Raw genomic sequence first — 22,427 nt, 5'->3', positions numbered from 1 at the left:
GCGAGAGACCAATCCAACTGTATTGGACTGGTCTCCTTTAACTAGTGTATTTTTGGTGAGCGAAATCTTACAGCGGCAGATCCCGCCTTCTGAATGCAGTGAAGCTTATCGCATAGAGCGCTGCACCCGTTACAACCAATAAGGCAGACAGCAGTCCGACCGGAGTCTCTCCCTGTACAATGGATAAGGGCTGGAACACGCTGAACAGGGAAAGATTCTTGAGCCAGTTAAGCTCAGCCGAGGAGTTGGCGAGAATGCCACAGAGGTACATGAACAGCGTCAGCCCGCCCGATGCGGTTAAGGCCTGCTTCGACTCGTTGAAGAGCGATGAGAACAGGAACGCATAGCCGCTGACAACGAAGAACATTAGGAAAGCGATTAGGTTAACTTGGACAAATACAGATACATCCACCGCTGCACCGCCAGTTACACCAGGAATGCCCAGCAGGCCTGCGGCCGTTAGGACGATGGCAATCACCAGCAGGGAAACGAGCAGCACAGCAGCCTGCGTCCGTGCGACTCTTCCCCTTGATACCGGGGTAGCCAGCAGATACGCCATAGGACCGCGGTCGACGAGACTTGCCATCAGCTGATTGGCGACAATCAGGCAGAAGATGGCCATGAATACCAGGAAGGTAACGCCATAGAAGCCGGTGGACAGGAAGCCTTCGATGGTTTGCGGTCCGTCCAGCAGGCCGAGCGCTTCACGCATGCCCTCTGGAAGCGCGCTGAATGGGTCGGATTCACCGCTTGGGTCGTACATATAGGCTGTAGTAAGCAGGTAGAAGACCATAACGAGGGAAAAGCCGAGCAGCAGCTTGAGTGTCTTCTTCATCGAAGCCTTGAACAAGGGTAAGCTGATCATTTTGTCATCCCCCGATCGTAGTAATCCATGAACATCTCTTCAAGGCTCTGCTGCCGGATGCTGATATTGGCAATGCCGCAGCGGGCAAGAGCCTGCACGAGCGCTTCATAGTCGCCTTGAACCTCAATGGTGACGGTGAGTTCCTGCACGGCGGTAATATGCAGACCAGACTGCTGCAGCTGCTGGACATCATCCTGGCTCTTCACCGTTACCGAGAACATTTTCTGCCTGGAAGATTGAAGACTGTGTATATTCTCGATTGCAACCAGGCGTCCGTCCTTGATAATCCCGACCGTGTCGCAGGTACGTTCAATTTCCTCGAATAGATGGGAGGACATGAAGATGGTTTTGCCGCGGGCCTTCTCTTCCAGAATGAGCCGGATGAATTCACTCTGCATAAGCGGGTCGAGGCCGGAGGTGGGTTCGTCGAGAATTAGAATGTCTGGGTCATGCATGAAGGCTGCCACGATGCCAACCTTCTGCTTCATGCCCTTGGACATCTTCTTGATCGGCGTCTTCACATCGAACTGGAAGCGGTCAATAAGCTGTTTGCGCTTCGACGTGCTTCTCATCTTCCGCATGCCGCCCAGCAGGTCAAGCATCTCACTCCCGTTCAGCCCCTCGACAAAAGCGATCTCGCCCGGCAGATAGCCGACGAATTGCTGAATCTCCGCGCTCTTGCTCCAGCAGTCCAGCTTGCGGATGCTGGCAGAGCCGCCGGAGGGCTTCATGAAGCCCATCAGATGGCGAATGGTCGTCGATTTTCCCGCCCCGTTAGGGCCCAGATACCCGAACACCTCGCCTTCCCTGACTTCCAGTGACAGATCGAAGATACCCTTGCCGGGACCGAAGGCCTTGCTTAGACGGTTCAGCTGTATGCTCATTTAATCCCTTCTTCCCAAATGAAATGAATAATTACAGTATATATTATTCATAATATGATTCATATAGAGCAGGTGTCAACACGTTTTGAATAAGATATGTTGAATCCGTTCAAAACATCCTTTAAGCTATTAGAAGAGGTGAGTAAGTTGGACGGTTATCAGCTGCGAACGGAGAAGAAGAAGGAGAAGGTTCGCCAGGCGGCGATTAATTTATTTACGAGTTACGGTATAGAGAAGGTAAGTCTTGCGGAAATAGCCAAGAAGGCGAATGTATCGCCGGTGACGATATATAATCATTTTGGCACGAAGGATGAGCTGGTCAAAGAGGTGATCCGTTCTTATCTGCAGCAGGAGTGGGAGGATCGGGTTGCGACAACGAGCCAGCCTGGAATCAGCTATCCGGCTAAGATTGAACGGTTAATTTTCGAAACGACGGATGTATCCCGCAAGCTAAGCCCCGACTTCCTGAATGCATTGATGCAGGATGATGGAATCAGAGGGGTGATTGAGGAGCTGTACCGCGAATACATTCCTTTCATGGTCGGCCTGCTGGAGGAAGGCAAGCGGGAGGGGTATATCGATCCGTCGATCTCGAACGAGTCCATTATGGCGTATTTAAACATTTTGCAGAATGCGATGAACCAGTTTGAGTTTTCCCCGGACAAAGAGAAGAATTCGAAGCTGGCTGAGGATTTGTCCAAAATGTTCTTTTACGGCCTGCTGAACAGGCGAGACGGGTAAAAGGAGCACGGCAATGATTTATTTGAGGAGCTTCAAGCTGTCTGATTATACGGATCGAAACCCCAACATCTACCCTGATTATGTATTCAAGCATGTGGCTGGAGAGGTGCTTTTGTTTGACCGGATTACGGTGCTGTATGGCAATAATGGCAGCGGAAAATCCACGCTGCTCAATGTGATCGCGAACAAGCTGGGAATCTCCGGGGCGGAAAGAATGACAAGCAGCAGGGACGATATGTATGCTCGGCGTTTCCTCGATTTGAGCAGCTATCAGCTTGGGGCGGATGAGCAGGATAAGGAAATCAGGCAGCTTCCGGAAGGAAGCCGGTATATGAAATCAGAGGATATCTTATATGAAATCAAGAAAATACAGCAAGACTCCGTGCTGCGTGAGGATATCCTATATCAGCAGATGAACAAAGGGATGAGCAAGGCGCAGGCGGCTGAGTATGAAACAACGTATGAGTACAAGAAGAAGATGGAGATCATTCAATTCTCCCAAGAAAAATACTCGAATGGGGAAACGTCCATGCAGTTTTTCGAGGAGTATCTGCTGCCTGGGCAATTGTATCTGTTGGACGAGCCGGAAACATCACTTTCTCCTGCCAATCAGATCAGGCTGGCTGAACAAATCAATGAGCTGGCACGATATTTGGACAGTCAATTTATTATCGCCACTCATTCTCCCTTTGTTTTAGGGACGTTGCAGGCCAAGATTTATAATCTGGATGCCAGGCCCCTGCAGACCGCAGAATGGTTCGAGCTGGACAATGTACGGTTTTTTTATCGGTTTTTCAATAAGCATAAGCAATTGTTCGAATGAAGGCCGCAGGCCATGCCATAGCTGATAGGAACAAGGGCAGACAAGCTACCGCTTGCCTGCTCTTTCTTTTTGCAATTCGCCAATCTTCTCCCTCTTTTTCTAGCGCGGCAGATCGGCGGCATACTGCTTTCGCAGCCGGCTCAGCTCCTCAAGCTTGCGCAGGCTGGCTTCCTGATTGCGCATCCCGACGGCAATGATCAGATTCTCGATCAGGAAGGTTGGCGCAACCATAGAGTGGAACTCCCACATTTCCCCGCGGCTTGCGAACAGGGTATAGTCAGCCAGATCGGTGAAATCAGACACCAGCCGGTCGGTGATCAGCAGAGTCCGGTACCCGGCCTGCTTCGCCTGCTCCAAGATGACCTTCGATTCGGGCAGCATGCGGATAAAGCAGAACAGCACGACAAGGTCCCGTTCCGTTACATGAATCAGATCCTCGAACAGCTCGCTGCCATTGCGCATGCGCTTCATCTCCAGCCCGAGACGGGTCATGCGGTAATCCAATAGCTCAACCAGTCCCTGCGAAGGGCCCTGCCCATAGATGAACACCCGCTCCGCTCCGGTTAAGGCATGAACAGCCTGATCAAACTGCCCAGAGTCAAAATGCGCCATCGTCTCCTCCAGATTGGAGACAGCCATGTCCAGGAGCTCATGCTGCTGACGGTCTCCTTGAACCTTGTGCATGATGGATTTCATCTTCGCCGCAGGCGTAATCTCCAGCTGCTCCCTGGCCTTGGCCTTGAAGTCCTTCAGGTTGGTATAGCCAACTGACCGCCAGAAGCGGGAAACCGATGCAATGCTAAGCCCAAGCGCATCGGCTATCTCCTGCTCGGTGGATAAGAGCACCAGCTGGGTATTCTTCTGAATATAGTCCGCAATCTTGTATTGGTTCGGTGATAGGTTGCCGGTGTCCCAGTTGAACGCTGTCATCGTATTAAAGTCTCCTGTCAGGATCGTATATACGGCTAGTCTATCACGGGCTAAACAGCAAGGGCAAACCGGCTGCAGCAAAGTGTGTAAATAAAATTACATAGTAATAGTATATGTAAAAATATTAACAAAACACTAACATCACGCATATCCCCCGTTAATAAACGGTTCCTATACTGAGGTTAAATTAGCCCAGGGGGGAATGGAAGAAATGTCGCTCATGAAGCAGAGGTATGTGCTTACCCAATCACAGAAGATGATGGTTTTTATTTTATCCATGTCACTATACGGGTTGTCGAACATGATAACCGAGCTGATCCCCGCGTTCCGGTTCGGCTCCATTGAACTTTCGGTGGAGTACTTCGCCTTTATCCCGCTGACTCTGTGCATTCTGTTCCATCCGCTGTACGCGGCAATCGGAGCTTCGCTGGGTGAGGTGATCTTCGGCGAAATCATGCTGGGACAGTTCGGCGGGCTGGGTGAATTGGAGAAATTCCTCGCATTCTCACTCGCGATGTTCATCGCAGGCTCGCTTGTGCGGGACCCGAAGAACAGACGCCAGGTCGGAATAGCCGCCATAACCGGTGTAGCCATTCATCAGATGATCAGCTCCATGGTCGATATCGGCAAGGTATGGGTCGGAATCGAGGAGCTGGAGGCTGTACCTGGACTTGCGGAAAGTGTGGTTGTCATTGAGGGCGTGTCGTTCCTGAACGATGTCCTGTTCTCCGGCATTCTGTTCGCGCTCCTGCCGACCATGTATCTGGTTCCAAGACTCTACGGGAAAATCGAACCCCTGCTCGGCATGAAGCCTCGCGACAATAAGATCCGGTACTCCCTCGGCCAGATTCTTGGCCCGCGCGTTATTGTGCTGTCCATCGTGGCGGCCTGCGCAGCCTTGATCGCGGAATTTATGGCCGAGTCGGATATGGCTCTCATTGAATGGGATGCCGACTTCGTTGACACTTATGGCGATTGGTTCATCTGGATCAGCATCGGGGCCGCAGCACTGGTGGCTCTGGTCACTATCCTGGTAATGGTAAGCCGCAGACGAAACGCAGGCGGGAAAGGCGTCAGCCATGGATGAACAGCAGGCTGTCATCCGCATCAATGATCTGACATTCACCTATCCGGGTGCAGAGGAGCCTGCACTCCGCAATGTGTCGCTGTCGATCGACAAGGGAGATTTCGTGGCCATCATTGGCGGCAACGGCAGTGCCAAATCGACCCTCTGCAAGACAATGAACGGCTTGATTCCGCACTTTTATACCGGGGATTACGCTGGCGAGGTGACGATAGCCGGCCTTCGTACCGGCGAGCATTCCGTATCCGAGCTATCGCGTCATGTGGGATATGTCTACCAGGACTTCGAGAACCAGCTGGTTCGTCCGACTGTGCTGGATGATGCAAGCTTCGTCCCGCTTAATTACGGGATGCGCGATTACAAGGAACGCGGCATGCAGGCACTGGCGATGGTAGGACTGGATGCGAGTCCCCGGGAGTTCATCTGGCAGCTGAGCGGCGGCCAGAAGCATCTGCTCGCCTTGGCGGGAGCCGTATCACTCGGACCGGACATTCTTATTGTAGACGAGCCTATCGCACAGCTTGACCCCTGCCATGCCAGAGAGATCTATGAGCTGCTCCAGCGCTTCAACGAGCAGCACGGGATGACCATTATTGTTATCGAGCATCATACCGAGTTTGTTGCGGATTACTGTAAGCATGTGGTCCTGATGGCTGGCGGGCGTCTCGTCTGGAAGAAGCCGGTGCACGAGGCGCTGAATCAGGTGGGCGAGCTGCTGCGTCATGATGTGTTCCCGCCGCAGGTGACGCAGGCCGCTCATAGGATGCACGGCAGTCACGGCAAGCTTCCGGTCACGCTGGAGGAGGCGGAGCTGTATTTTAGCCCAGTAGAGGGTAAGGCCCCCGCAGCGGGGGACGTTCTTGCAGTTCCTGAGCTGATTCGCAGAGACCAGCCGGTTGTCACCGCAGAGGCCGCGTCTTTCTCGTATAAGACGGTAGAGCGTGGCAAGAAGCCGGTGCTGCGCGAGGTTACGCTGTCCTTCTACCCCGGTGAGCAGGTGGCGCTTGTTGGCAACAACGGTGCGGGCAAATCCTCGCTGCTGCGGCTGATCACCGGTGTGACGAAGCCGGAGAGCGGCTCTGTCCACGTGAAAGGGATTGACACGCTCAGGACATCGCCAGAGAGTCTGGCAGATCTGGTCACCTACATTTATCAGAACCCGGAAGATATGTTCATTGAGGACTCGATCCGCAAGGATGTGGAATTTTTCCTGAAGGCCCGGAAGGTAGAGAACTATCAGGAGAAGGTGGACCGTATTCTGGCGAGCTTCAACCTGACAGGGCTGCAGGAGCGGGACGGGCGGCTGCTGAGCGGCGGGCAGCAGAGGAGGGCGTCGCTTGCGATCGGGGTGGCGATGGACCCGTCGATTATTCTGCTGGATGAGCCAACCGCCAGCCTGGATATTGCCACCCGCAAGGACATCGTCAGCATGCTGACGGAAGTAAGACGGCATGTGGACACGGTTATCATTGCTACGCATGACATGCAGCTGGTGGCCGAGTGGGCGAGCCGGATCATCGTGATGCATGAGGGGCAGGTCATCCATGACGGGACGCGCGAGAGCGTATTCGGAGACCCGTATCTGCTTGCGCAGGCGGGCCTGACCGCCCCGCAGATCGTGGAGCTCAGCAGGCGGATGGGCATGCAGCCGCTCTGTTATACGGTAGAGGAATTTGCAGCCCGCTGCAGAGCGGGCCAGGAAGAGGGGGTGGCCGTGAATGGAGCAGGTGCGCAAGCTATTGGATAAAATCTCGGTGGAGCAGATCAAGATTGAGCTGCTGAACACCGCTTATGGCAACGCGGACACGCTGCTTGCCAGACTGGATCCCCGGACGCTGTTCATCTGGTATCTGTTCTTCGGCATTGCGCCGTGGTTCATTCATCAGGAGCCGGTCCTGCTCGGCATGTTCGTCTTCATGGTCATCACGACGGTCATGTCGCGGATCAGCCCGCTTATTATCGCCATCCTCTGTATGGGCCTGCTCAGCCAAGCGGGTTACATGCTGGTGGCATCGTGGTTCTTCGGCGGCAACTGGGACACGATCATGCCGCTCGCTGTGCTGACGCTCAAGCTGTCCGTTATTTCACTGGCGAGTGTGACGGCCTTCTGCGCGATGGACCCCGAGAAGCTGAGCGACGGCCTCCTCAAGATTGGCGCTCCGGCCAAGGTGTCCTTCGGCATCGCCTACGGCTACCGGATGCTGCCGAACCTGCTGGATGAATATCATCATATCTTCTTATCGTTCCGTCTGAGGGGCAAGGCGCCGGAGAAGCATGGCATCTTGTACTGGCGGAGTGTCATCTACTTTGTCAAAATCGCGGTGCTCTCGTTCTACCCGCTGCTGCTCAGCATGGCTAAGCGGGCCCGTACAACGGTAGAGGCACTGGAGACCAAGGGCTTCTCGTATGCCGGTTACGATGCGGAGGTCCGCAGGATCAAGCTGGCTCATCTGCGCATGCAGGGAAGGGATTATCTGTTTCTGGCCATATCGGCCTTATATGTTGTGCTGCTGTTCAGCCTGACCTGATAACGGGAGCATAGCATGCCTCTGAAACTGATCGGATTTGAGTTTACTTCACTTAGAGAACAAGGAGACTGCCATGATTATTGATTTTCACACCCATATTAAGCTGTCGAAGAAAACACGGTTTGACCGGAACTATTTCGAGGAAATGATTTGTGAGGCGAAGGCGAACGGGTTGGACGCCCTGGCGATAACCGAGCATTTCAATACGCTGGTATTTGAAGAGATTTACGAGACGCTGGACCGGCATTATCCCTATCGTTACGGTTATTACGAGGTCGAAGGCGTGCGGCTGTTTCCCGGTATCGAGGTCGATATTCAGGAGACTGGCCATATTCTGATCATCGGGGACCGGGCGGATATCGCTGCGATGCGCTCAAGGCTGAGCGGCCATACGGAGGAGGGCGCTTTTATCCCGTTCCGGGGGCTTCTGGACTTGGCAGAGCAGTATAATGTGCTGAAAATCGGAGCGCATCCGTTTCGTGAGGGTACGCCGCTGCATCATCTCCCTGAGGAAGAGCTGCGCAGGCTGGATGCCTTCGATCTGAACGGCAAGGATCTGCATGCGCAGGGCGTGGAAGCATACAGCAAGCGGGTCTATGATTTTGCGGCGAGGCTCGGCAAGCCTGTGGTGGGCGGCAGCGACACCCACCAGCATCTGCAGTACGGCTGCATTGTGAATGAGCTGACCGAAGCGTGCCATACCGTAGATGACCTGAGGCAGGCGATATTGGGCGGCCACTATAAGATCAGCATTTCCCCGTGCCTGGATGTGAAGGTCAAGTCCGCGGCTCAGCTGAAGAAGCTGCTGAAGAAAGAGATGCAGGTGGCGGAGTAGGACGTTACATGTGGAGGTAGTTAAGAGTTAACTAGGACAGTCCATCAAGGGCTGTCCTTTTGACATTGGTATGGCTTCACCGGTGCATATGTGCTAGGGTTTATGTTAACATAAACTGGAATAATTGGGCATTCTGCTTCCGTTAACAGCGAATATTTTAGTAGGTGAGGAGATGGAATAATGAAGATAGAATTTGAAGTCAGAGCATTTGGTAAAGTTGAAGTCGATGGAACGGAAGATGCTTATAACAGCACGGAATTAATGCGTGTGCACAACCTTCCCAAAGACACTACATTAGCCGAGATGGAGTCCATACTAGCTGCTTTATTCAATGAAGCAGAAGGTGGCTACGCTCATCCAGAGCAATGCCTTGGGAAAATCACCATTCGCGCAAAGAAGGATAGTGGTGAGGTTCTGTATCTGGGTTAGATCCCCTAACAGAGGACACTGGCCTAACGTATAAGAGGAGTGGATTCATGGGATTTGGCTTTGATTTCTTTTTGAGAGTGTTTAAGGACAGGTTTAATGGTGAGGGTGATAATACCCAACTACAATTCTTCCTGGCGGAAATAACCGAGCTGGTAAAAGGAACAAGGCACCTGACAAAGATCGCTGAGCTGCTAATTCAGTACTTTCATATGATTTTAATAGAACGGGATATAAGGGAAGAAGATGGGGCTCTACTGGAACAAGCTCTAATACGCCTAGACGATTTATGCACAGAGAGCGTTAACTATGCTGTTTATCATGATCCAGGTGTCCTGGTGTAATGAAGCAGCCTTCAAGCCTGTACCTGCGGTATACAACATGGAGACGTTGACCAATATAGGTAAAGCAGGGGATGATATCGTACACACAGGGAAATCCCGGACAGGAGGCTATATGGATTGTGATCAGAACGGACAGGAATGCGGCGTGACGCCTCAAGAGACGAAGGCTCTTTTGGAGCAGTACCTGGAGGATGAGACAGAAATGCTGCGTTCCTATACCATACTGGCTGAGCGGGTTCACCATGATGATGAGCTGAAGACCCGGCTGTACAACTTTGCGGAGGGGAATGCGAAGCGTTCCAAGCAGCTGCAGGAAGAGCTGCAGAAGTATGAATAAGACGACGAGGCGTTATTCCGAAGAGGGATGACGCCTTTTTTTATGACTTAATTGTAAATTCAGTTAAGGGTTGGATGACGGGAGGTTAATGGTAAGGGAAAAGGGGGCACGCAGAGTCGGCGGTGCAAAATACGAAATCAAGGCTATAGCCAGAATCGGCGGCGCGTTAAGGCGGAAGCGCTGAATCATGAGCACGCTGAGCAGGAACGTTGCAAGTATAGCAACCGTCTCCGGCAGCCAGTAGTGAAAGCCGGTCCCGAGCAGCGATGCTGCGACCGCGCCTGTCATAATCGACGCCGACTCCCGGATGGTTAGCTGGCGCGTAGCGAGTACATAGCTTAAGGTTCCGAGCGTCGGATAGAATAGTGGTTTTAGCATCGGCACGTGCATGGACAGCCAATAAATGATGACCAAGTAAAGGCTGATGACCGATATCTTGGTGTTCACAGGATGTCACACCGCCTTTAATATAGTATGATGGTAAGGCCATCCAAGAAATGATACTACGCATTCTGGTGAGCGTCAATTCAATCCCGACAGATATGGTTGGACTTATTTTGCCGGGGGTGTGCATTTTATTACAATTCCGTGGTATAAATGAATAGTTCCGCCCTTTAAATCGGTTATACTACAAGTACAGTAATAAGACAGGAGTGGGAACAGATGGAAGGCAATGAGACGATATTAACCCCGGAGGGGCTTGCCAAGATTGAAGAGGAGCTCGAAGAGCTCAAGGGCCCCAGGCGCAAAGAGCTGGCCGAACGTCTGAAGACGGCGATCAGCTACGGTGATCTGAAGGAGAACAGTGAATACCACTCAGCCAAGGATGATCAGGCGTTCATGGAGACGCGAATTCTTACGCTGGAGCGCATGCTTCGTACAGCCAAGGTTGTGGAGAGTACTGGCAAGGAAGTCGTCGGAGTAGGGTCGGTAGTCGTTCTTCATGACATCGAGTTCGACGAGAAGATTGAATATACTCTGGTAGGCCCGGCGGAAGCGAATGTGGCGGATAACCGCATCTCCTACGAGAGTCCGCTCGGCAAGGAACTGCGTGGCAAGAAGGTCGGGGACAAGGTTAGCGTTAATGCGCCGGTCGGCGTCATTGAATACAAGCTGCTGGAGATCAAGGGCTAGCAGAACCCCGGACACTTTCCTCAGGAGATTGAACCGGACAGAAGAGAGGATATAATGAAGAACGATTCGATATATGGGTTAACACTGGAGCAGATGGGAGATTGGCTGGAGGAACATGGGCAGAAGAGATCCCGTGCCGCCCAGGTGTGGGATGCCCTGTACCGCCAGCGCGTGACGGAGTTTGCAGCGATGACAGAGATGAATCCGGCTTGCAGGGAACTGCTTGCCGGACATTTTGCCATTGAGACGCTGGAACAGCATATTAAGCAGGAATCGGCGGATGGAACCGTCAAGTTCCTGTTCAGGCTGCAGGACGGGAATCTAATTGAAACGGTTATGATGCGCCATAAGTTCGGGCTGTCCGTCTGTGTCACGACACAGGTGGGGTGCAATATTGGCTGCAGCTTCTGCGCCAGCGGTCTGCTGGCCAAGAGCCGTGATCTGACGGCAGGCGAGATTGTTGGGCAAATCATGAAGGTCCAGCTTCATCTGGACCGTGCGGGCAAGGATGAGCGTGTGAGCAACGTTGTCGTGATGGGAATCGGAGAACCGTTCGACAACTATGAGAACATGGGGAATTTCCTGCGAATCATTAAGGATCACAAGGGACTTGCAATCGGTCCCAGACATATTACGGTGTCGACGAGCGGCCTGGCGGGGAAAATCCGTGAGTTCGCCGACAGCGATCTGAATGTGAATCTCGCCGTTTCCCTGCATGCGCCCAATGATGAGCTGCGCACCCGGATTATGAAGATCAACAAGGCGATACCAATTGCCAAGCTCATGGAAGCCATTGATTATTATCTGGAGAAGACGAACAGGCGGATCGTGCTGGAATATATCCTGCTTAAGGATGTCAACGACAAGCCGGAGCATGCGCTTGAGCTCGCTGGGCTGATCGGGGACCGGAAGCAGCTGGCAGCCGTTAACCTGATCCCCTACAATCCGGTAGATGAGCACAGCCAATATCAGCGGAGCGAGCAGGAAGCGGTTCGTGCGTTCTATGATGTCTTGAAGAAGCAGGGCATCAATGTCAGCGTCCGTCTGGAGCATGGAGCAGATATTGATGCGGCCTGCGGCCAGCTGCGGAGCAAGCAGATCAAGCAGACGGCCAACTAGCCGGATACCGGCGGGCGGTCCTCATGCAGGAAGTCGAGGAGGGCGGTATTGAACGCCTCCTTCTCTTCGACGACAAGCCCATGGCCGCTGTTGTGAAACGGATGAATCCGCGAGCCGGCGATGCCCTGCTGCAGAACCCCGGCGCTTGGGTAGGGTACAATCCGGTCATGCACGCCGTAGAAGACTGTGCAAGGCACCCGGACACTGCGCAGATCAGGGCGGAGATCCTCATTCCGCAGCGAGAGCAGGCATTCAATTGTGGCATGGGAGTCCGCTTCCAGCGCAAGGTGATGGAACCAGTGAACAAGAGGTTCCCCGATGTTGCGGTTAAAGAACTGATCCCACAGACCGGTCAGCATAGCTGGCCGGTTATTGCTCGTTTGGCTGATTAGCTCATCGACCTGCCGGACGGGAAGGCCGTATGAATAGTCGGGCCGCTGGGTAAATAATGGGGCGGCGGCATTAATCAGCGCGAGCCGCGTGATATGTGCTCCGCCGTGGCGTGCCATGTAGCGGACGGATATGGCACCTCCAATGGAGAAGCCGATAAGCACAGCGTCTTCCAGATTCAGCGCTTCGATAACCCCGCGGATATCATCGGCCATCCGGTTATAGGAGTAGCCGTGCCAAGGCTTATCCGACTTGCCGAAGCCGCGCAGGTCCAGTCCGATGCAGCGGTACCCGTAATGGGGCAGCACGTTGAACTGGTACTCGAACATTCGGTGATTAACCGGCCATCCGTGAACAAACACGACCGGGCGGCTGCCTTCACCGGGATTTAAGTCGCGTACGAAGATGCGCACCCCTTGCTCTACTTCGATATACATGATTTTCCTCCCCGTTAGATGCGATCTCCGGATTATGGACACATCTGTTATGCATATTCATAAGACTGCAGCTAAATGCCATCATCGATTTTGCGTTTCCAGGGCTGACACCGACCTGTATAATAAGGTAAATGTACGGTATCTCATGAAGGCTGGGGGAGAAGCGATGAATTACAAGGTTGTGCAGGAGGGCGCGTTTGCGATGCTGCAGGTTAATCTGGAGCGCGGCGAATCGGTTAAAGCCGAGATGGGCGCAATGGTAGCCATGTCGCCAACAGTTGATCTGAAGGGTACGATGGAAGGCGGGATCATGCGGGGAATTGGCCGCGTGCTGAGCGGCGAGAAGTTCTTCTTTCAGGAGTTGAAGGCAGCCAGAGGACCGGCTGAGGTCCTGCTTGCTCCAGCGACACTTGGCGATGTGCAGGCGATTGAGCTGGACGGGTCCTATAAGCTGTATGTCCAGAAGGATGGCTTCCTTGCCGGTACAGCAGGAATAGAAATTAACACCAAGATGCAGAATCTCGTGAAGGGCCTGTTCTCGGGAGAAGGCTTCTTTATTATTGAGATTGGCGGCAGGGGAACGGTATTTCTGTCCTCTTACGGCGCGATCCATGCCATTAATCTGGCACCGGGCGAAGAGGTTATTATCGATAACTCCCATCTGGTTGCCTGGCCGAGCTATATGGACTACAAGATAGAGAAGGCTTCAGCCGGGTGGCTGTCCAGCTTCACCAGCGGCGAGGCGCTGGTCTGCCGTTTCCGGGGCGAGGGCGTCGTGCTTGTGCAGAGTCGCAACCCGGCAGGCTTTGGCAGCTGGATCAAGCAGTTTATCCCGGCAAGATAGCAGATTGGCTGCGAATGCGAGGCAGCCAGGCCAGCAACCACTAACGAACAGGAGCGTACATCATGTATAAAAAGACAGGTATTGCCCTTTTGTATGCGGGCGCCGCCTATCTGATCTTCCGGTATGGCGCTTCGATTATGGCTTGGCTGAACGAAGCGGACAGCTTTCCGCTGGTTACGGTTTTGGCCACGATGCTTGCCTTGTTCCCGGCCATACCTTACCCGATCGTAGGCGGTGCTATCGGCGCTGCCTTCGGTCCGGTAATCGGCGGATTGATCACTTGGATTGGCTCTGCGGCAGCTTCCATACTCATGTTCCTGTTCGTCCGGTATGGGTATCAGGAGTGGGGAGGCAGGCTGCTGCGGCGCTACAGAAGCCTGGACAAGCTGACGGAGATGTTCGAGAGGAGCGCGTTCCTGACGATCGTATTCGCCCGCCTTGTCCCGTTCATACCATCGATTGTGATAAATATATATGCGGCGCTCAGCCGGGTGCCGTTTGCAGTCTATGCGACTGCATCCTCACTAGGCAAGATTCCGCCTATGGTGTTGTTCGCAGTAGTAGGCGACAGTATTGCCAACGAGCCTGCGCAGATAGCAGCCATTATTGCCGGGTATGGGGCTTTCTTCGCGCTGACCTGGTGGCTTCACCGGCTGTGGAGAAGGAGGCAGGGACTGGTGAAATCCAGTCCTGACTAATACAAAGCAGAACATGAAGAGCCGGTCCAGTCGTGCATGTCACGATTGGACCGGCTCTTTCTACTGTTCTGGCACCACAGACCTTGTGGCAGGCCTTAATGATCAGATACAGGAACCATGGCACATGTATGATGGTGATCCGGGGGAAGACGGAAACTCAGGGATTTTTTACCTCTATTATACCTATTTGTAAATGAATGCACTGTTCTAAATTGCGGATAATGCCGGGGTTTTTGCGGATTATTAATTAATTATATTTTGTATGCAATAAACCTCTACTAGTAGGACTTAAGAACCGATATATAACTCATGCAGCTTCAGCAATACAGACACAAATTATTATAGGGGTGAACAAGCATGGAGAGAAAGCCGGTAAACAGGCGAATGGCTTCGCTGTGGCTTATAGCAGTGATGGTAATTACTACGCTGGCGGGCTGCGGCAGTAACGCAGGCACTTCGGAAGACAAGCGGGTACGGGTAGGCGTTATGCTGTCTGATGTGGGGCTTGGGGACCAGTCTTACAGTGACGCGGCTTTTGCCGGGCTGGTGGCTGCCAGAGAAGAGCTCGGAATTGTATTCGACTACCGGGAGCTGGAGCAGGTAGGAACATTCGACCAAGGATTTGAAGAACTCGTTCAAGACAGTGATATGGTAATCGGGCTGGGCTTTCAGGTGAAGGATAGCCTTGAGGCGATTGCGAAGAAGCATCCTGATTTTCCATTCGTTATCGTGGATGAGACGTCCGAGCTGCCGAATGTGACCTCCATTACGTTCAAGGAGGAGGAAGGCAGTTATCTAGTGGGATTGATAGCCGGTCTAAAGACCCGTTCGGATAAGATTGGTTTCCTTGGCGGTGTGGATGCGCCGCTGATTCATAAATTCCAGGCGGGATTCGAGCAGGGTGTGAAGGCTGTTAATCCGGAAGCAGAGCTGGTGGTTGAATATGCGGGAACATTTGGAGACGCTGATCTTGGCGGGGAGATCGCCGGCAGAATGTTCCGTGAAGATAGTGTAGACATTGTGTATGCGGCGGCTGGTTTTACAGGCGTTGGTGCGCTCCAGGAAGCAGAGAAGCAGCATAAGCTGGCTATTGGCGTGGACACGGACCAGTTCTTCGTCGCGGAGAAGGCGGTCGTTACCTCGATGATGAAGAATGTCGATGTGGCGATTCGGACAACGGTCGAGACCTTCCTGAAGAATGAAGGACGATTCCCCGAGAGGCAGATCGTCTTTGGCTTAAAGGATAACGCAATCGGGGTTGCCCCGATCCGGGTTGTTCCATTTGGGCCGGATGATCAGCAGCTGTACGATGAATTCGCGGAGAAGCTGGCAGCGGGCAGCACCGTTATCACACTCCCATAAGATCTGGAGAAGGAGGCAGAACTCGATGAAACTACAGGGTAAAATGGTGCTCAATGCGCTGATTTCACTTCTAGCGTCCCTAGTGCTGGTCGCTTATATTATCTTCCAGCTGCTCAATATGAATGCCCAGAACAAAGAGCTGGTACCTACACTTCTTAACATTCAGAAGCTGAACGGCACCCTGATGCAGATCAGCCAGGGCTTGAACAACTACTCGGCTACGATGACCGAAAGCAACAAAGCCAGCATTTTGAGTGAGCTTCAGGAGGCAGAGGAACTGGTTGCGCAGGTTGCGTCCGGTGTATTGCCATCGGGAGAGGAGCAGGAATGGGTCTCCAGTTTACAGACCAAGTTTGGGAAGCTTAAGGGCGAGACCGAGCAGGCGGTAAACGGGCAGGACAGTCCGGAAGCGAAGCGCCAGGCCATCCGGGCACAGGGAATTCAGAATGATCTCTACATGCTCAATCTGCTTGCTGAATCACGCTACGAAGCGTCGACCCGTGAGCTGGAGAACAGCATCCAGTTGACCTGGCAGATCGCTCTGGCTGGCGCGATTGTGCTGGTTGTGGCTGTAGGGGCCTACAATGTGTTCGTATCCCGCCAGCTTGCAGGGCGGATTCGCCGCTTGAACGAAGCGGCCGGACAGATAGCCGAGGGCAATCTGATGGTCGAGATTGCGGAGCCGAAGGGCAAGGATGAGCTGGACGAGCTGAGCCGCTCCTTCCGTCTGATGAAGAACAACCTGTATGGCATCGTGCATTCTGTCGACCAGGCAGGCCGCAGCGTGGACAGCTTGGCTCAGGATATTGATCAGCATAATGATACGATGCAGGAGATCGTCAATCAGGTGGCGGCGGCTACAGAGGAGCTGGCTGTCGGCAGCCAGAAGACTGCGGAGGACCTGTCGGTTACGGTTGAGCTTGTTGATGAGATGAGCCAGCTGTTCGAAGCTAATCTGGCCGGAACGGCGCAGTCTGCTGCATACAGCAGTGAAGCCGTCCGGATCATGGACAAGGGCAGCCGCGAGATGGAGGAGCAGCTCCGTGTTGTCGCGGCCAACCGCCAGGCGATGTCTGAGGTCGAGCAGACCGTGCAGACGCTCGAGGTCAATGCACAGGAAATTACGCAGATGACCGGCTACGTCTCCGAGATCGCGAAGCAGACGACCATGCTGTCCCTGAATGCCTCTATCGAGGCGGCGCGTGCCGGTGAGGCAGGCAAGGGCTTCGCGGTTGTTGCGGATGAGGTGAAGAAGCTGGCGGACCAGTCCGCTGTTACCGCTAAGCAGATCTTCAGCGCGGTAGAAGGCATTACGGCGGCGATGAGGAATGTGAAGGGCTCCGTTGCGAAGAGCATGGAGCTGTCGCGCGAGCAGGAAGAGGCTGCAGCACTGACCGGCCAATCGTTCGCCATGGTCAGCTCACAGGTTCAGCAGATTGCCGAACATCTGGACACGCTGACAGCTGATATGAACCGCTCGCAGCATATGTGCAGCCAAGTGCAGGAGGCGGTCGCCAACATGAGCGCGATCACCGAGCAATCCGCGGGCGGAAGCGAGGAGATCGCCGCCTCCACCACGGAGCAGAGACGCTCATTCGCACTCGCGGCGGAGAAGGTCAAGCAGCTGCGCCAGATCGCAGGCGAGCTGCAGCAGGAGCTGCAGCGGTTCCGGCTGTAGGCTTTAGGCTGTAGGCGGAGCCGGCAGGGCAATAACACCATAGCTTATAAAAAAACAGCGATTCTGGCCGATGATGTTCGGCTGGGATCGCTGTTTTTCTTGGATGCTGCTCTCATGTACATAGGATAAATGTGTAAATTTTTAAACTTTATGGTTCATATGATCGTCTTTAAGTTACGGACCTAGGAGGTATAAATAGAATGAAAATGCTCGTAAAAATTCTGTGTATGTTGTGTGGTTTATATCTCATTTACGAGGGTGTTAGTACATATATCTTCAGTGGAAGAAGTCCAGATGGTAGTATGGGAGAATATATATTAGGTTTTTTCCTCCCGGCGACAGAGACCGCATTGCTTCTCTACGGAGGAGCAGCTGTTCTACTAGGTATAATTCTTATGCTACTTGGTTTTCGAAGGAGTAATTCATCACGGTAATAGGGAGATCTGTAGGGGAGGTTAACCAGTTGTTGATAACAATCGTATATACAATAATTGTTTTCATTATACTCTTACTAATATTTAGATTATTTAAGGACAAATTCAAGAAATACAACAAAGAAAATATCGGACTTATCGTTTCAGCGAGCATTCTCATTTTCATTGGAGATCTATCTGCAGTTTGGTTCTACATCTTTCTTACAATAGTTTTAGTTTTACTAATCATATTCATTGTAGGAATACTCAGAAATCGCAATTCATAATTCAACGCCCGAAGTTAAAAATGAAGATGGCTGCTGCGCATTTACGCCGAATCCCTCCTGAGCCAGGTAGGCGAAGACCGGTGCATAGCCGAACGTCCCTTTGTAGGTCAGTGAGAACCCTTTTTCACTTGTTGTTTCCCTATTATTTGTGATTGTGAGAGAGGGGCAAATTGTGATACGAGTTAACAGGTCGTTAGCCCTGGTCTTGTTTGTTTCAAGTGTTGTCATTGCATCAATCGCATTCGTTTCCTTTTCCCTTCCCCTGCTGTTGAATTTGGATATAAGGTTCGGAATCGCATTCGCGATATTGATGTCCATTATAGGGGTTGTATCTATTATTAACTTCGCGGCATCTTTAGCAGCATTATTTAAGCAATCCGACCAACAAAATAGAATCTATGCTCTCTTGTCTATTTTTATTAACGCCTTCATTCTACTCCCCTTTATTGGCTTGTTTTTCGTAATCTTTTATGTTTACTGATCTGTGATACGCACATGGACCAGCACCTGCTTTGAGTGGGATCAGGGCTGGGCTTCAGCTTTTGCAGCGAAATGAAATTGTATTTAAATTTGACGGGAATGTACGGATTAACGTATTGAATTATGCTGGAGGGCTAAGATGATGAATAAAGTTAAGTGGCAGAGGCTATTGCTGATTACTTTGGCTGTGTTTGTGTCGACGCAGTTGTCGTTCGGTATGGAGGCAAACGGAACCCAAGATGAAGAAGCCATCATACGCTCAGTGCTGCAAGACCTCGCTAGAGCCTCGAAGGAACGTGATATTGAAACGGTGTTGAAATTAACGAGAGACCTGAGATGGCCTAATCCTAAGGATCAGAGGGAGAGCATGGAACAAATGGATGACCGGCTTGTAAGGTTTGAAGCCACTAATTTGGTGAAAATTGATAATGGCTTATATAAGGCCACTGTCACTCATCAATCGTTAAAAATGGATGAAGAAGTAACAGTAGAAATGCCGGTTTGGCGAGAGAATGGGGCATGGAAGGTTATAGTGGGTCAAGACTTGGAGGCTAATCCTGTTTCTGATCGTAATACGATCAAATCTTCGTCGTATTATAAATATTTATTCAGCGGCAATTATCAATACTGAGGATAACCGATTAAGAAGCTGTTTGCCCGCTTACCCGGCGATAGATTTGATCCCTAGAAGAAATCCCTGCATACCCAATCTGTAACCGAACCCCCACCTTTTACAAGTGCATATGGTACGATATAAGAACACATAGCACCTTCAATGGAAGTTAACTGTTTGTAAAAAATTTCTTAGTTCTATGTATGTCGACGCAACATGAATATAAATGTTTCTGGGACATAACTCAATATATATAGCAGTAGCTTATCATCTCTTCCGTCTTCTAGGGCTCAAATAATATTTTCCACATTGAGTATATGGGCAAGGTTGTTGAGATTTCCTGATAATAAAACGGACGGACCTGTTCAATCAGGTCCGTCCGTTTTATTATGCTTCACGGTAACCAAATGGTATAATAGTGATACAAGAGATACTTTACACTAATTGGTATAAATAGACAAGGAGGGATTTTTTGGATCTTTTTAAAAAGATTTCTTTAAGCTTGATAGTAGTGGTGAGTTTAATTGTTGCTTCAGGGTGTGCAGAAGCTTTGAAAGACAAGACTGCGGAGCTAATTACAGTAACAGAGGTCACCGATGACAGCATAGTGGTGGTAAGTGAGACCTTTGGAGATGGAACTGAAATTGGAATTCCGAAAGGAATATCTGCCTTGATACAAGAGGGGAATCAGTACTTCGTGGAGTATGTACATGATGATGGTAAGTCAAAAAGAATGATAAAAATAAGTCCATTTACTAAAACTATTGAATGAATCAGCCAGTATGTTATTATGAGAAGCTTTGGGTGGTTACAGGGTTGAATTAAAATCATTGAAACGGAAAAATACCAGAAGCTTAGGCCAGATCCCAAGGATATGCATAGACACACAAGGTGAGGTATATGCGGAAAGATAGATATGGCAGAGCTTGGGGGGGTATCCCTGCGCGGCCATTCCCTATCTTATGGTTGGTTACCGCTTGCTCCGACAAATTGTTGACAGGCGAAAGCTGCCCCGGGACGGCTAGCGAAACTCACACACGCTAAACCTGCTTATTCGCAGCCTTCTCAGCTGTAACGAAACTGAGCAGCCTTATTAGGTGATTTACGCCCGAATCTCCTGGATTACTGGGACATTAGCGTTGCTCAGATTCGTTACAGATTAGAATCGGCCTTTTCGAGGCTAATAGGGTGTGTGAGATTCGTTATAATATTTGAGGGCCGAACGACCAGTTGGTTGCCACTCTGCCAGTTAGTTGGGTCGCACGGCCAGTGGGGTGCTACACCGCCAGTTTGGCTGCCGCACGGCCAGTTGGGATGCCGCAACGCCAGTTTGTCCAGCATACGTAGTTCACCAAATTGAAGAAGGGGCTGACCACAAGTCATCACGACGACTTAGGGTCAGCCCCTTCGGCATCACGACTTATATTCAGCCCCTTTGCTGTCACCCCATTACCCCTTCACAGCCCCGGCAACGACGCCTTTTACGATGTACTTCTGCAGGAAGATGAAGACGATGATGGACGGTAGGACGGCCATAACCATGGCGGTCATCGCGTACTGCCAGTCGGAGGTATACTGGCCGACGAAGGTGTAGGCGGCGAGCGTCAGCGTCTTCGTATCCGGCGAGCCGTTGACCATCAGGAGCGGCAGCAGGAAGTCGTTCCAGATCCACATCACGTCGATGATGATAATGGTGGTCGTCACTGACTTCAGCAGCGGGAAGATCACCATGAAGAACAGGCGGAAGCCGGAGGCTCCGTCAATCGTGGCGCTCTCGTCAATCTCCTTCGGAATGCCCTTCACGAAGCCGTGATAGATGAAGACGGCAAGCGGTGCGCCGAAGCCCCAATACAGCATGCCAAGCCCCCAGGTGCTGTCGGATAGCTGCATGCCCTTGGCCAGCTGCAGCACCGTCAGCATGATCGACTGGAACGGGATCAGCATCGGCATAATGCACAGGAAGTAGAGCAGCAGGCTCATCCGCGATTTCGTCCGTGCAAGCTTATAAGCAGCGATCGACGAGAACAGAACGATGCCGATCAGGCCAAGTCCGGTGATGACGGTGTTGTTCCAGAACAGCTGCGGATAGTTGATGAAGCTCCATACATACGAATAGTTCTCGAATGCCAGCTGCTTCGGCAGAGCAATCACATCGGTCATGACCTCGCCGAAGCTCTTCAAGGAATTGTTGACCGCCAGGAACAGCGGGTACAGGAACAGAAGCGAGAGCAAAATCATCGATATTTCTAGGACAAGTCGTCCCGCACGGCTGCGTTTCATCAGGCTTCAACCTCCCTGCGCTTGAAGATCGTCAGTTGAATGACGGTAATGATCAGGACGGCAACGAACAGGATCAGCGCCTTGGCCGTGCCATACCCGTACAGATTGTTCTGGAACGTATCCCGGTAGATGTCATACGCAATGCTGTAGGTCGTTCCCCCGGGTCCGCCGCCTGTCAGCGACAGGATCACATCGAACACCTTAATGGAGTTCGTCAGCGCCATGAAGACGGAGATCGTGATCGAAGGCGCCAGCAGCGGCAGCGTGACACTGAAGAACCGGCGGATCGGCCCGGCGCCGTCAACAGTAGCTGCTTCCTTCAGGTCATCGGGCACGGACTGCAGACCGGCAATGTAGATCACCAGATAGAAGCCGATCGACTGCCAGATCGAGACGAAGAGCACCGATAAGAAGGCAAGACCCGGTTCGCCGAGCCAGCTCCACCCGAAGATGCCCCAGCCTGTACTCGCCCCGAGTGATTCAAACCCCTGCATGAAGATAAACTTCCAGATGAAGCCGACAATAACGAGGCTGAGAATATAGGGCACGAAGAACGCCGCCCGCAGCCAGGTCGTTGTCCGCAGCTTCATGTCGAGCACGAGCGCCAGCAGGATCGCCAGCACATTGACCAGCACGATATACAGAACCGCATATTTGATGGTGAACCAGGCGGAGCTGCTGAAGTTCGGATCGCCCATGAAAATCTGCTTGAAATTATCCAGCCCGATGAAGGCCGGGTCCTTGGAAATACCATTCCATTTGGTTAGTGAATAGCGAATGGTCATCGCGAATGGAATATAGAATGCGACGGCGATACAGATCAGAACCGGCAGCGTGAAGATGCCAAATTCGAGCTTCTCAGACCATTTTCTCCCCAGTTTCAGCATAGTGCACC

The 22,427-nt window shown here is 52.0% G+C and carries 25 protein-coding genes; 17 read left to right on the top strand and 8 right to left on the bottom strand.

Going from position 1 to position 22,427, the window contains the following annotated elements:
• Nucleotides 1–67 precede the first annotated feature (67 nt).
• A complete protein-coding gene (locus L1N82_RS12200; protein WP_235287664.1) occupies nt 68–865 on the bottom strand; it encodes an ABC transporter permease subunit in 798 nt (265 codons plus the stop codon).
• Entirely contained in the window at nt 862–1,749 is an 888-nt protein-coding gene (locus L1N82_RS12195; RefSeq protein WP_235287663.1) for an ABC transporter ATP-binding protein, read from the bottom strand. The genes L1N82_RS12200 and L1N82_RS12195 overlap by 4 nt, the downstream gene beginning before the upstream one ends.
• Nucleotides 1,750–1,896: 147 nt before the next feature.
• Between L1N82_RS12195 and L1N82_RS12190 the strand changes: the two genes are divergently transcribed.
• Complete coding sequence (locus tag L1N82_RS12190; RefSeq protein WP_235287662.1) at nt 1,897–2,490, top strand: TetR/AcrR family transcriptional regulator; 594 nt, start codon at nt 1,897–1,899, stop codon at nt 2,488–2,490.
• 13 nt (nt 2,491–2,503) lie between these two features.
• Nucleotides 2,504–3,313, top strand: coding sequence for an AAA family ATPase (locus L1N82_RS12185; protein ID WP_235287661.1), 810 nt, complete (start codon nt 2,504–2,506; stop codon nt 3,311–3,313).
• 99 nt (nt 3,314–3,412) lie between these two features.
• Here the strand turns inward: L1N82_RS12185 and L1N82_RS12180 are convergent, their stop codons facing one another.
• A complete protein-coding gene (locus tag L1N82_RS12180) occupies nt 3,413–4,243 on the bottom strand; it encodes a MurR/RpiR family transcriptional regulator (protein ID WP_235287660.1) in 831 nt (276 codons plus the stop codon).
• Between the two features lie 211 nt (nt 4,244–4,454).
• Between L1N82_RS12180 and L1N82_RS12175 the strand changes: the two genes are divergently transcribed.
• The 7 genes from L1N82_RS12175 to L1N82_RS12145 all read left to right on the top strand — a co-directional run bounded on the left by L1N82_RS12175 (nt 4,455) and on the right by L1N82_RS12145 (nt 9,797).
• Nucleotides 4,455–5,330: a cell division protein FtsQ gene (locus L1N82_RS12175; protein WP_235287659.1), complete on the top strand. Its 876-nt coding sequence runs from the start codon at nt 4,455–4,457 to the stop codon at nt 5,328–5,330.
• Nucleotides 5,323–7,074, top strand: a complete 1,752-nt coding sequence (locus tag L1N82_RS12170) for an ABC transporter ATP-binding protein (protein WP_235287658.1) — start codon at nt 5,323–5,325, stop codon at nt 7,072–7,074. Before L1N82_RS12175 ends, L1N82_RS12170 begins: the two co-directional genes overlap by 8 nt.
• A complete protein-coding gene (locus tag L1N82_RS12165) occupies nt 7,046–7,855 on the top strand; it encodes an energy-coupling factor transporter transmembrane component T family protein (protein ID WP_235287657.1) in 810 nt (269 codons plus the stop codon). Before L1N82_RS12170 ends, L1N82_RS12165 begins: the two co-directional genes overlap by 29 nt.
• Nucleotides 7,856–7,928: 73 nt before the next feature.
• The gene (locus L1N82_RS12160; protein ID WP_235287656.1) at nt 7,929–8,690 is read left to right on the top strand and encodes a PHP domain-containing protein; all 762 of its coding nucleotides are present in this window, start codon (nt 7,929–7,931) and stop codon (nt 8,688–8,690) included.
• 180 nt (nt 8,691–8,870) lie between these two features.
• Nucleotides 8,871–9,119 (top strand): hypothetical protein, encoded by a 249-nt coding sequence (locus L1N82_RS12155; RefSeq protein WP_235287655.1) that lies wholly within the window; start codon nt 8,871–8,873, stop codon nt 9,117–9,119.
• A gap of 47 nt (nt 9,120–9,166) precedes the next feature.
• Nucleotides 9,167–9,460, top strand: coding sequence for a hypothetical protein (locus L1N82_RS12150; RefSeq protein ID WP_235287654.1), 294 nt, complete (start codon nt 9,167–9,169; stop codon nt 9,458–9,460).
• The gene (locus L1N82_RS12145; RefSeq protein WP_235287653.1) at nt 9,438–9,797 is read left to right on the top strand and encodes a hypothetical protein; all 360 of its coding nucleotides are present in this window, start codon (nt 9,438–9,440) and stop codon (nt 9,795–9,797) included. The genes L1N82_RS12150 and L1N82_RS12145 overlap by 23 nt, the downstream gene beginning before the upstream one ends.
• 63 nt (nt 9,798–9,860) lie before the next feature.
• Here the strand turns inward: L1N82_RS12145 and L1N82_RS12140 are convergent, their stop codons facing one another.
• Nucleotides 9,861–10,244: a hypothetical protein gene (locus tag L1N82_RS12140; protein ID WP_235287652.1), complete on the bottom strand. Its 384-nt coding sequence runs from the start codon at nt 10,242–10,244 to the stop codon at nt 9,861–9,863.
• 216 nt (nt 10,245–10,460) lie between these two features.
• On the opposite strand from L1N82_RS12140, the gene greA reads away from it, so the two are divergent.
• Nucleotides 10,461–10,931 (top strand): transcription elongation factor GreA, encoded by a 471-nt coding sequence (greA, locus tag L1N82_RS12135; protein WP_235287651.1) that lies wholly within the window; start codon nt 10,461–10,463, stop codon nt 10,929–10,931.
• Between the two features lie 54 nt (nt 10,932–10,985).
• Nucleotides 10,986–12,050, top strand: a complete 1,065-nt coding sequence (rlmN, locus tag L1N82_RS12130) for a 23S rRNA (adenine(2503)-C(2))-methyltransferase RlmN (RefSeq protein WP_235287650.1) — start codon at nt 10,986–10,988, stop codon at nt 12,048–12,050.
• Here the strand turns inward: rlmN and L1N82_RS12125 are convergent.
• Entirely contained in the window at nt 12,047–12,877 is an 831-nt protein-coding gene (locus L1N82_RS12125) for an alpha/beta fold hydrolase (RefSeq protein ID WP_235287649.1), read from the bottom strand. The two genes, rlmN and L1N82_RS12125, sit on opposite strands and share 4 nt — an antisense overlap.
• Before the next feature lie 166 nt (nt 12,878–13,043).
• On the opposite strand from L1N82_RS12125, the gene L1N82_RS12120 reads away from it, so the two are divergent.
• From L1N82_RS12120 to L1N82_RS12105, 4 genes are all read left to right on the top strand, one after another.
• On the top strand, nt 13,044–13,721 hold the full coding sequence (locus tag L1N82_RS12120) for a TIGR00266 family protein (RefSeq protein ID WP_235287648.1): 678 nt from the start codon (nt 13,044–13,046) through the stop codon (nt 13,719–13,721).
• A gap of 62 nt (nt 13,722–13,783) precedes the next feature.
• Nucleotides 13,784–14,419 (top strand): TVP38/TMEM64 family protein, encoded by a 636-nt coding sequence (locus L1N82_RS12115; protein ID WP_235287647.1) that lies wholly within the window; start codon nt 13,784–13,786, stop codon nt 14,417–14,419.
• A gap of 357 nt (nt 14,420–14,776) precedes the next feature.
• Entirely contained in the window at nt 14,777–15,781 is a 1,005-nt protein-coding gene (locus L1N82_RS12110; protein WP_235287646.1) for a BMP family lipoprotein, read from the top strand.
• A 25-nt stretch (nt 15,782–15,806) separates the two neighbouring features.
• Nucleotides 15,807–17,459 (top strand): methyl-accepting chemotaxis protein, encoded by a 1,653-nt coding sequence (locus tag L1N82_RS12105; protein WP_235287645.1) that lies wholly within the window; start codon nt 15,807–15,809, stop codon nt 17,457–17,459.
• Between the two features lie 694 nt (nt 17,460–18,153).
• Here L1N82_RS12105 and L1N82_RS12100 read toward each other — a convergent pair.
• Nucleotides 18,154–18,477: a hypothetical protein gene (locus L1N82_RS12100; protein ID WP_235287851.1), complete on the bottom strand. Its 324-nt coding sequence runs from the start codon at nt 18,475–18,477 to the stop codon at nt 18,154–18,156.
• Nucleotides 18,478–18,781: 304 nt separating this feature from the next.
• On the opposite strand from L1N82_RS12100, the gene L1N82_RS12095 reads away from it, so the two are divergent.
• The gene (locus L1N82_RS12095; RefSeq protein WP_235287644.1) at nt 18,782–19,270 is read left to right on the top strand and encodes a hypothetical protein; all 489 of its coding nucleotides are present in this window, start codon (nt 18,782–18,784) and stop codon (nt 19,268–19,270) included.
• 454 nt (nt 19,271–19,724) lie between these two features.
• The gene (locus L1N82_RS12090) at nt 19,725–20,024 is read left to right on the top strand and encodes a hypothetical protein (protein WP_235287643.1); all 300 of its coding nucleotides are present in this window, start codon (nt 19,725–19,727) and stop codon (nt 20,022–20,024) included.
• Nucleotides 20,025–20,701: 677 nt separating this feature from the next.
• Here the strand turns inward: L1N82_RS12090 and L1N82_RS12085 are convergent.
• Nucleotides 20,702–21,532: a carbohydrate ABC transporter permease gene (locus L1N82_RS12085; protein ID WP_235287642.1), complete on the bottom strand. Its 831-nt coding sequence runs from the start codon at nt 21,530–21,532 to the stop codon at nt 20,702–20,704.
• Complete coding sequence (locus L1N82_RS12080) at nt 21,532–22,419, bottom strand: carbohydrate ABC transporter permease (protein ID WP_235287641.1); 888 nt, start codon at nt 22,417–22,419, stop codon at nt 21,532–21,534. Before L1N82_RS12080 ends, L1N82_RS12085 begins: the two co-directional genes overlap by 1 nt.
• Nucleotides 22,420–22,427 lie beyond the last annotated feature (8 nt).

It is taken from the genome of Paenibacillus tarimensis, from assembly GCF_021532315.1.
Classification (GTDB): Bacteria; Bacillota; Bacilli; order Paenibacillales; family Paenibacillaceae; genus Paenibacillus_I; species Paenibacillus_I tarimensis.
This window is presented reverse-complemented; position numbering and strand designations above follow the sequence as displayed.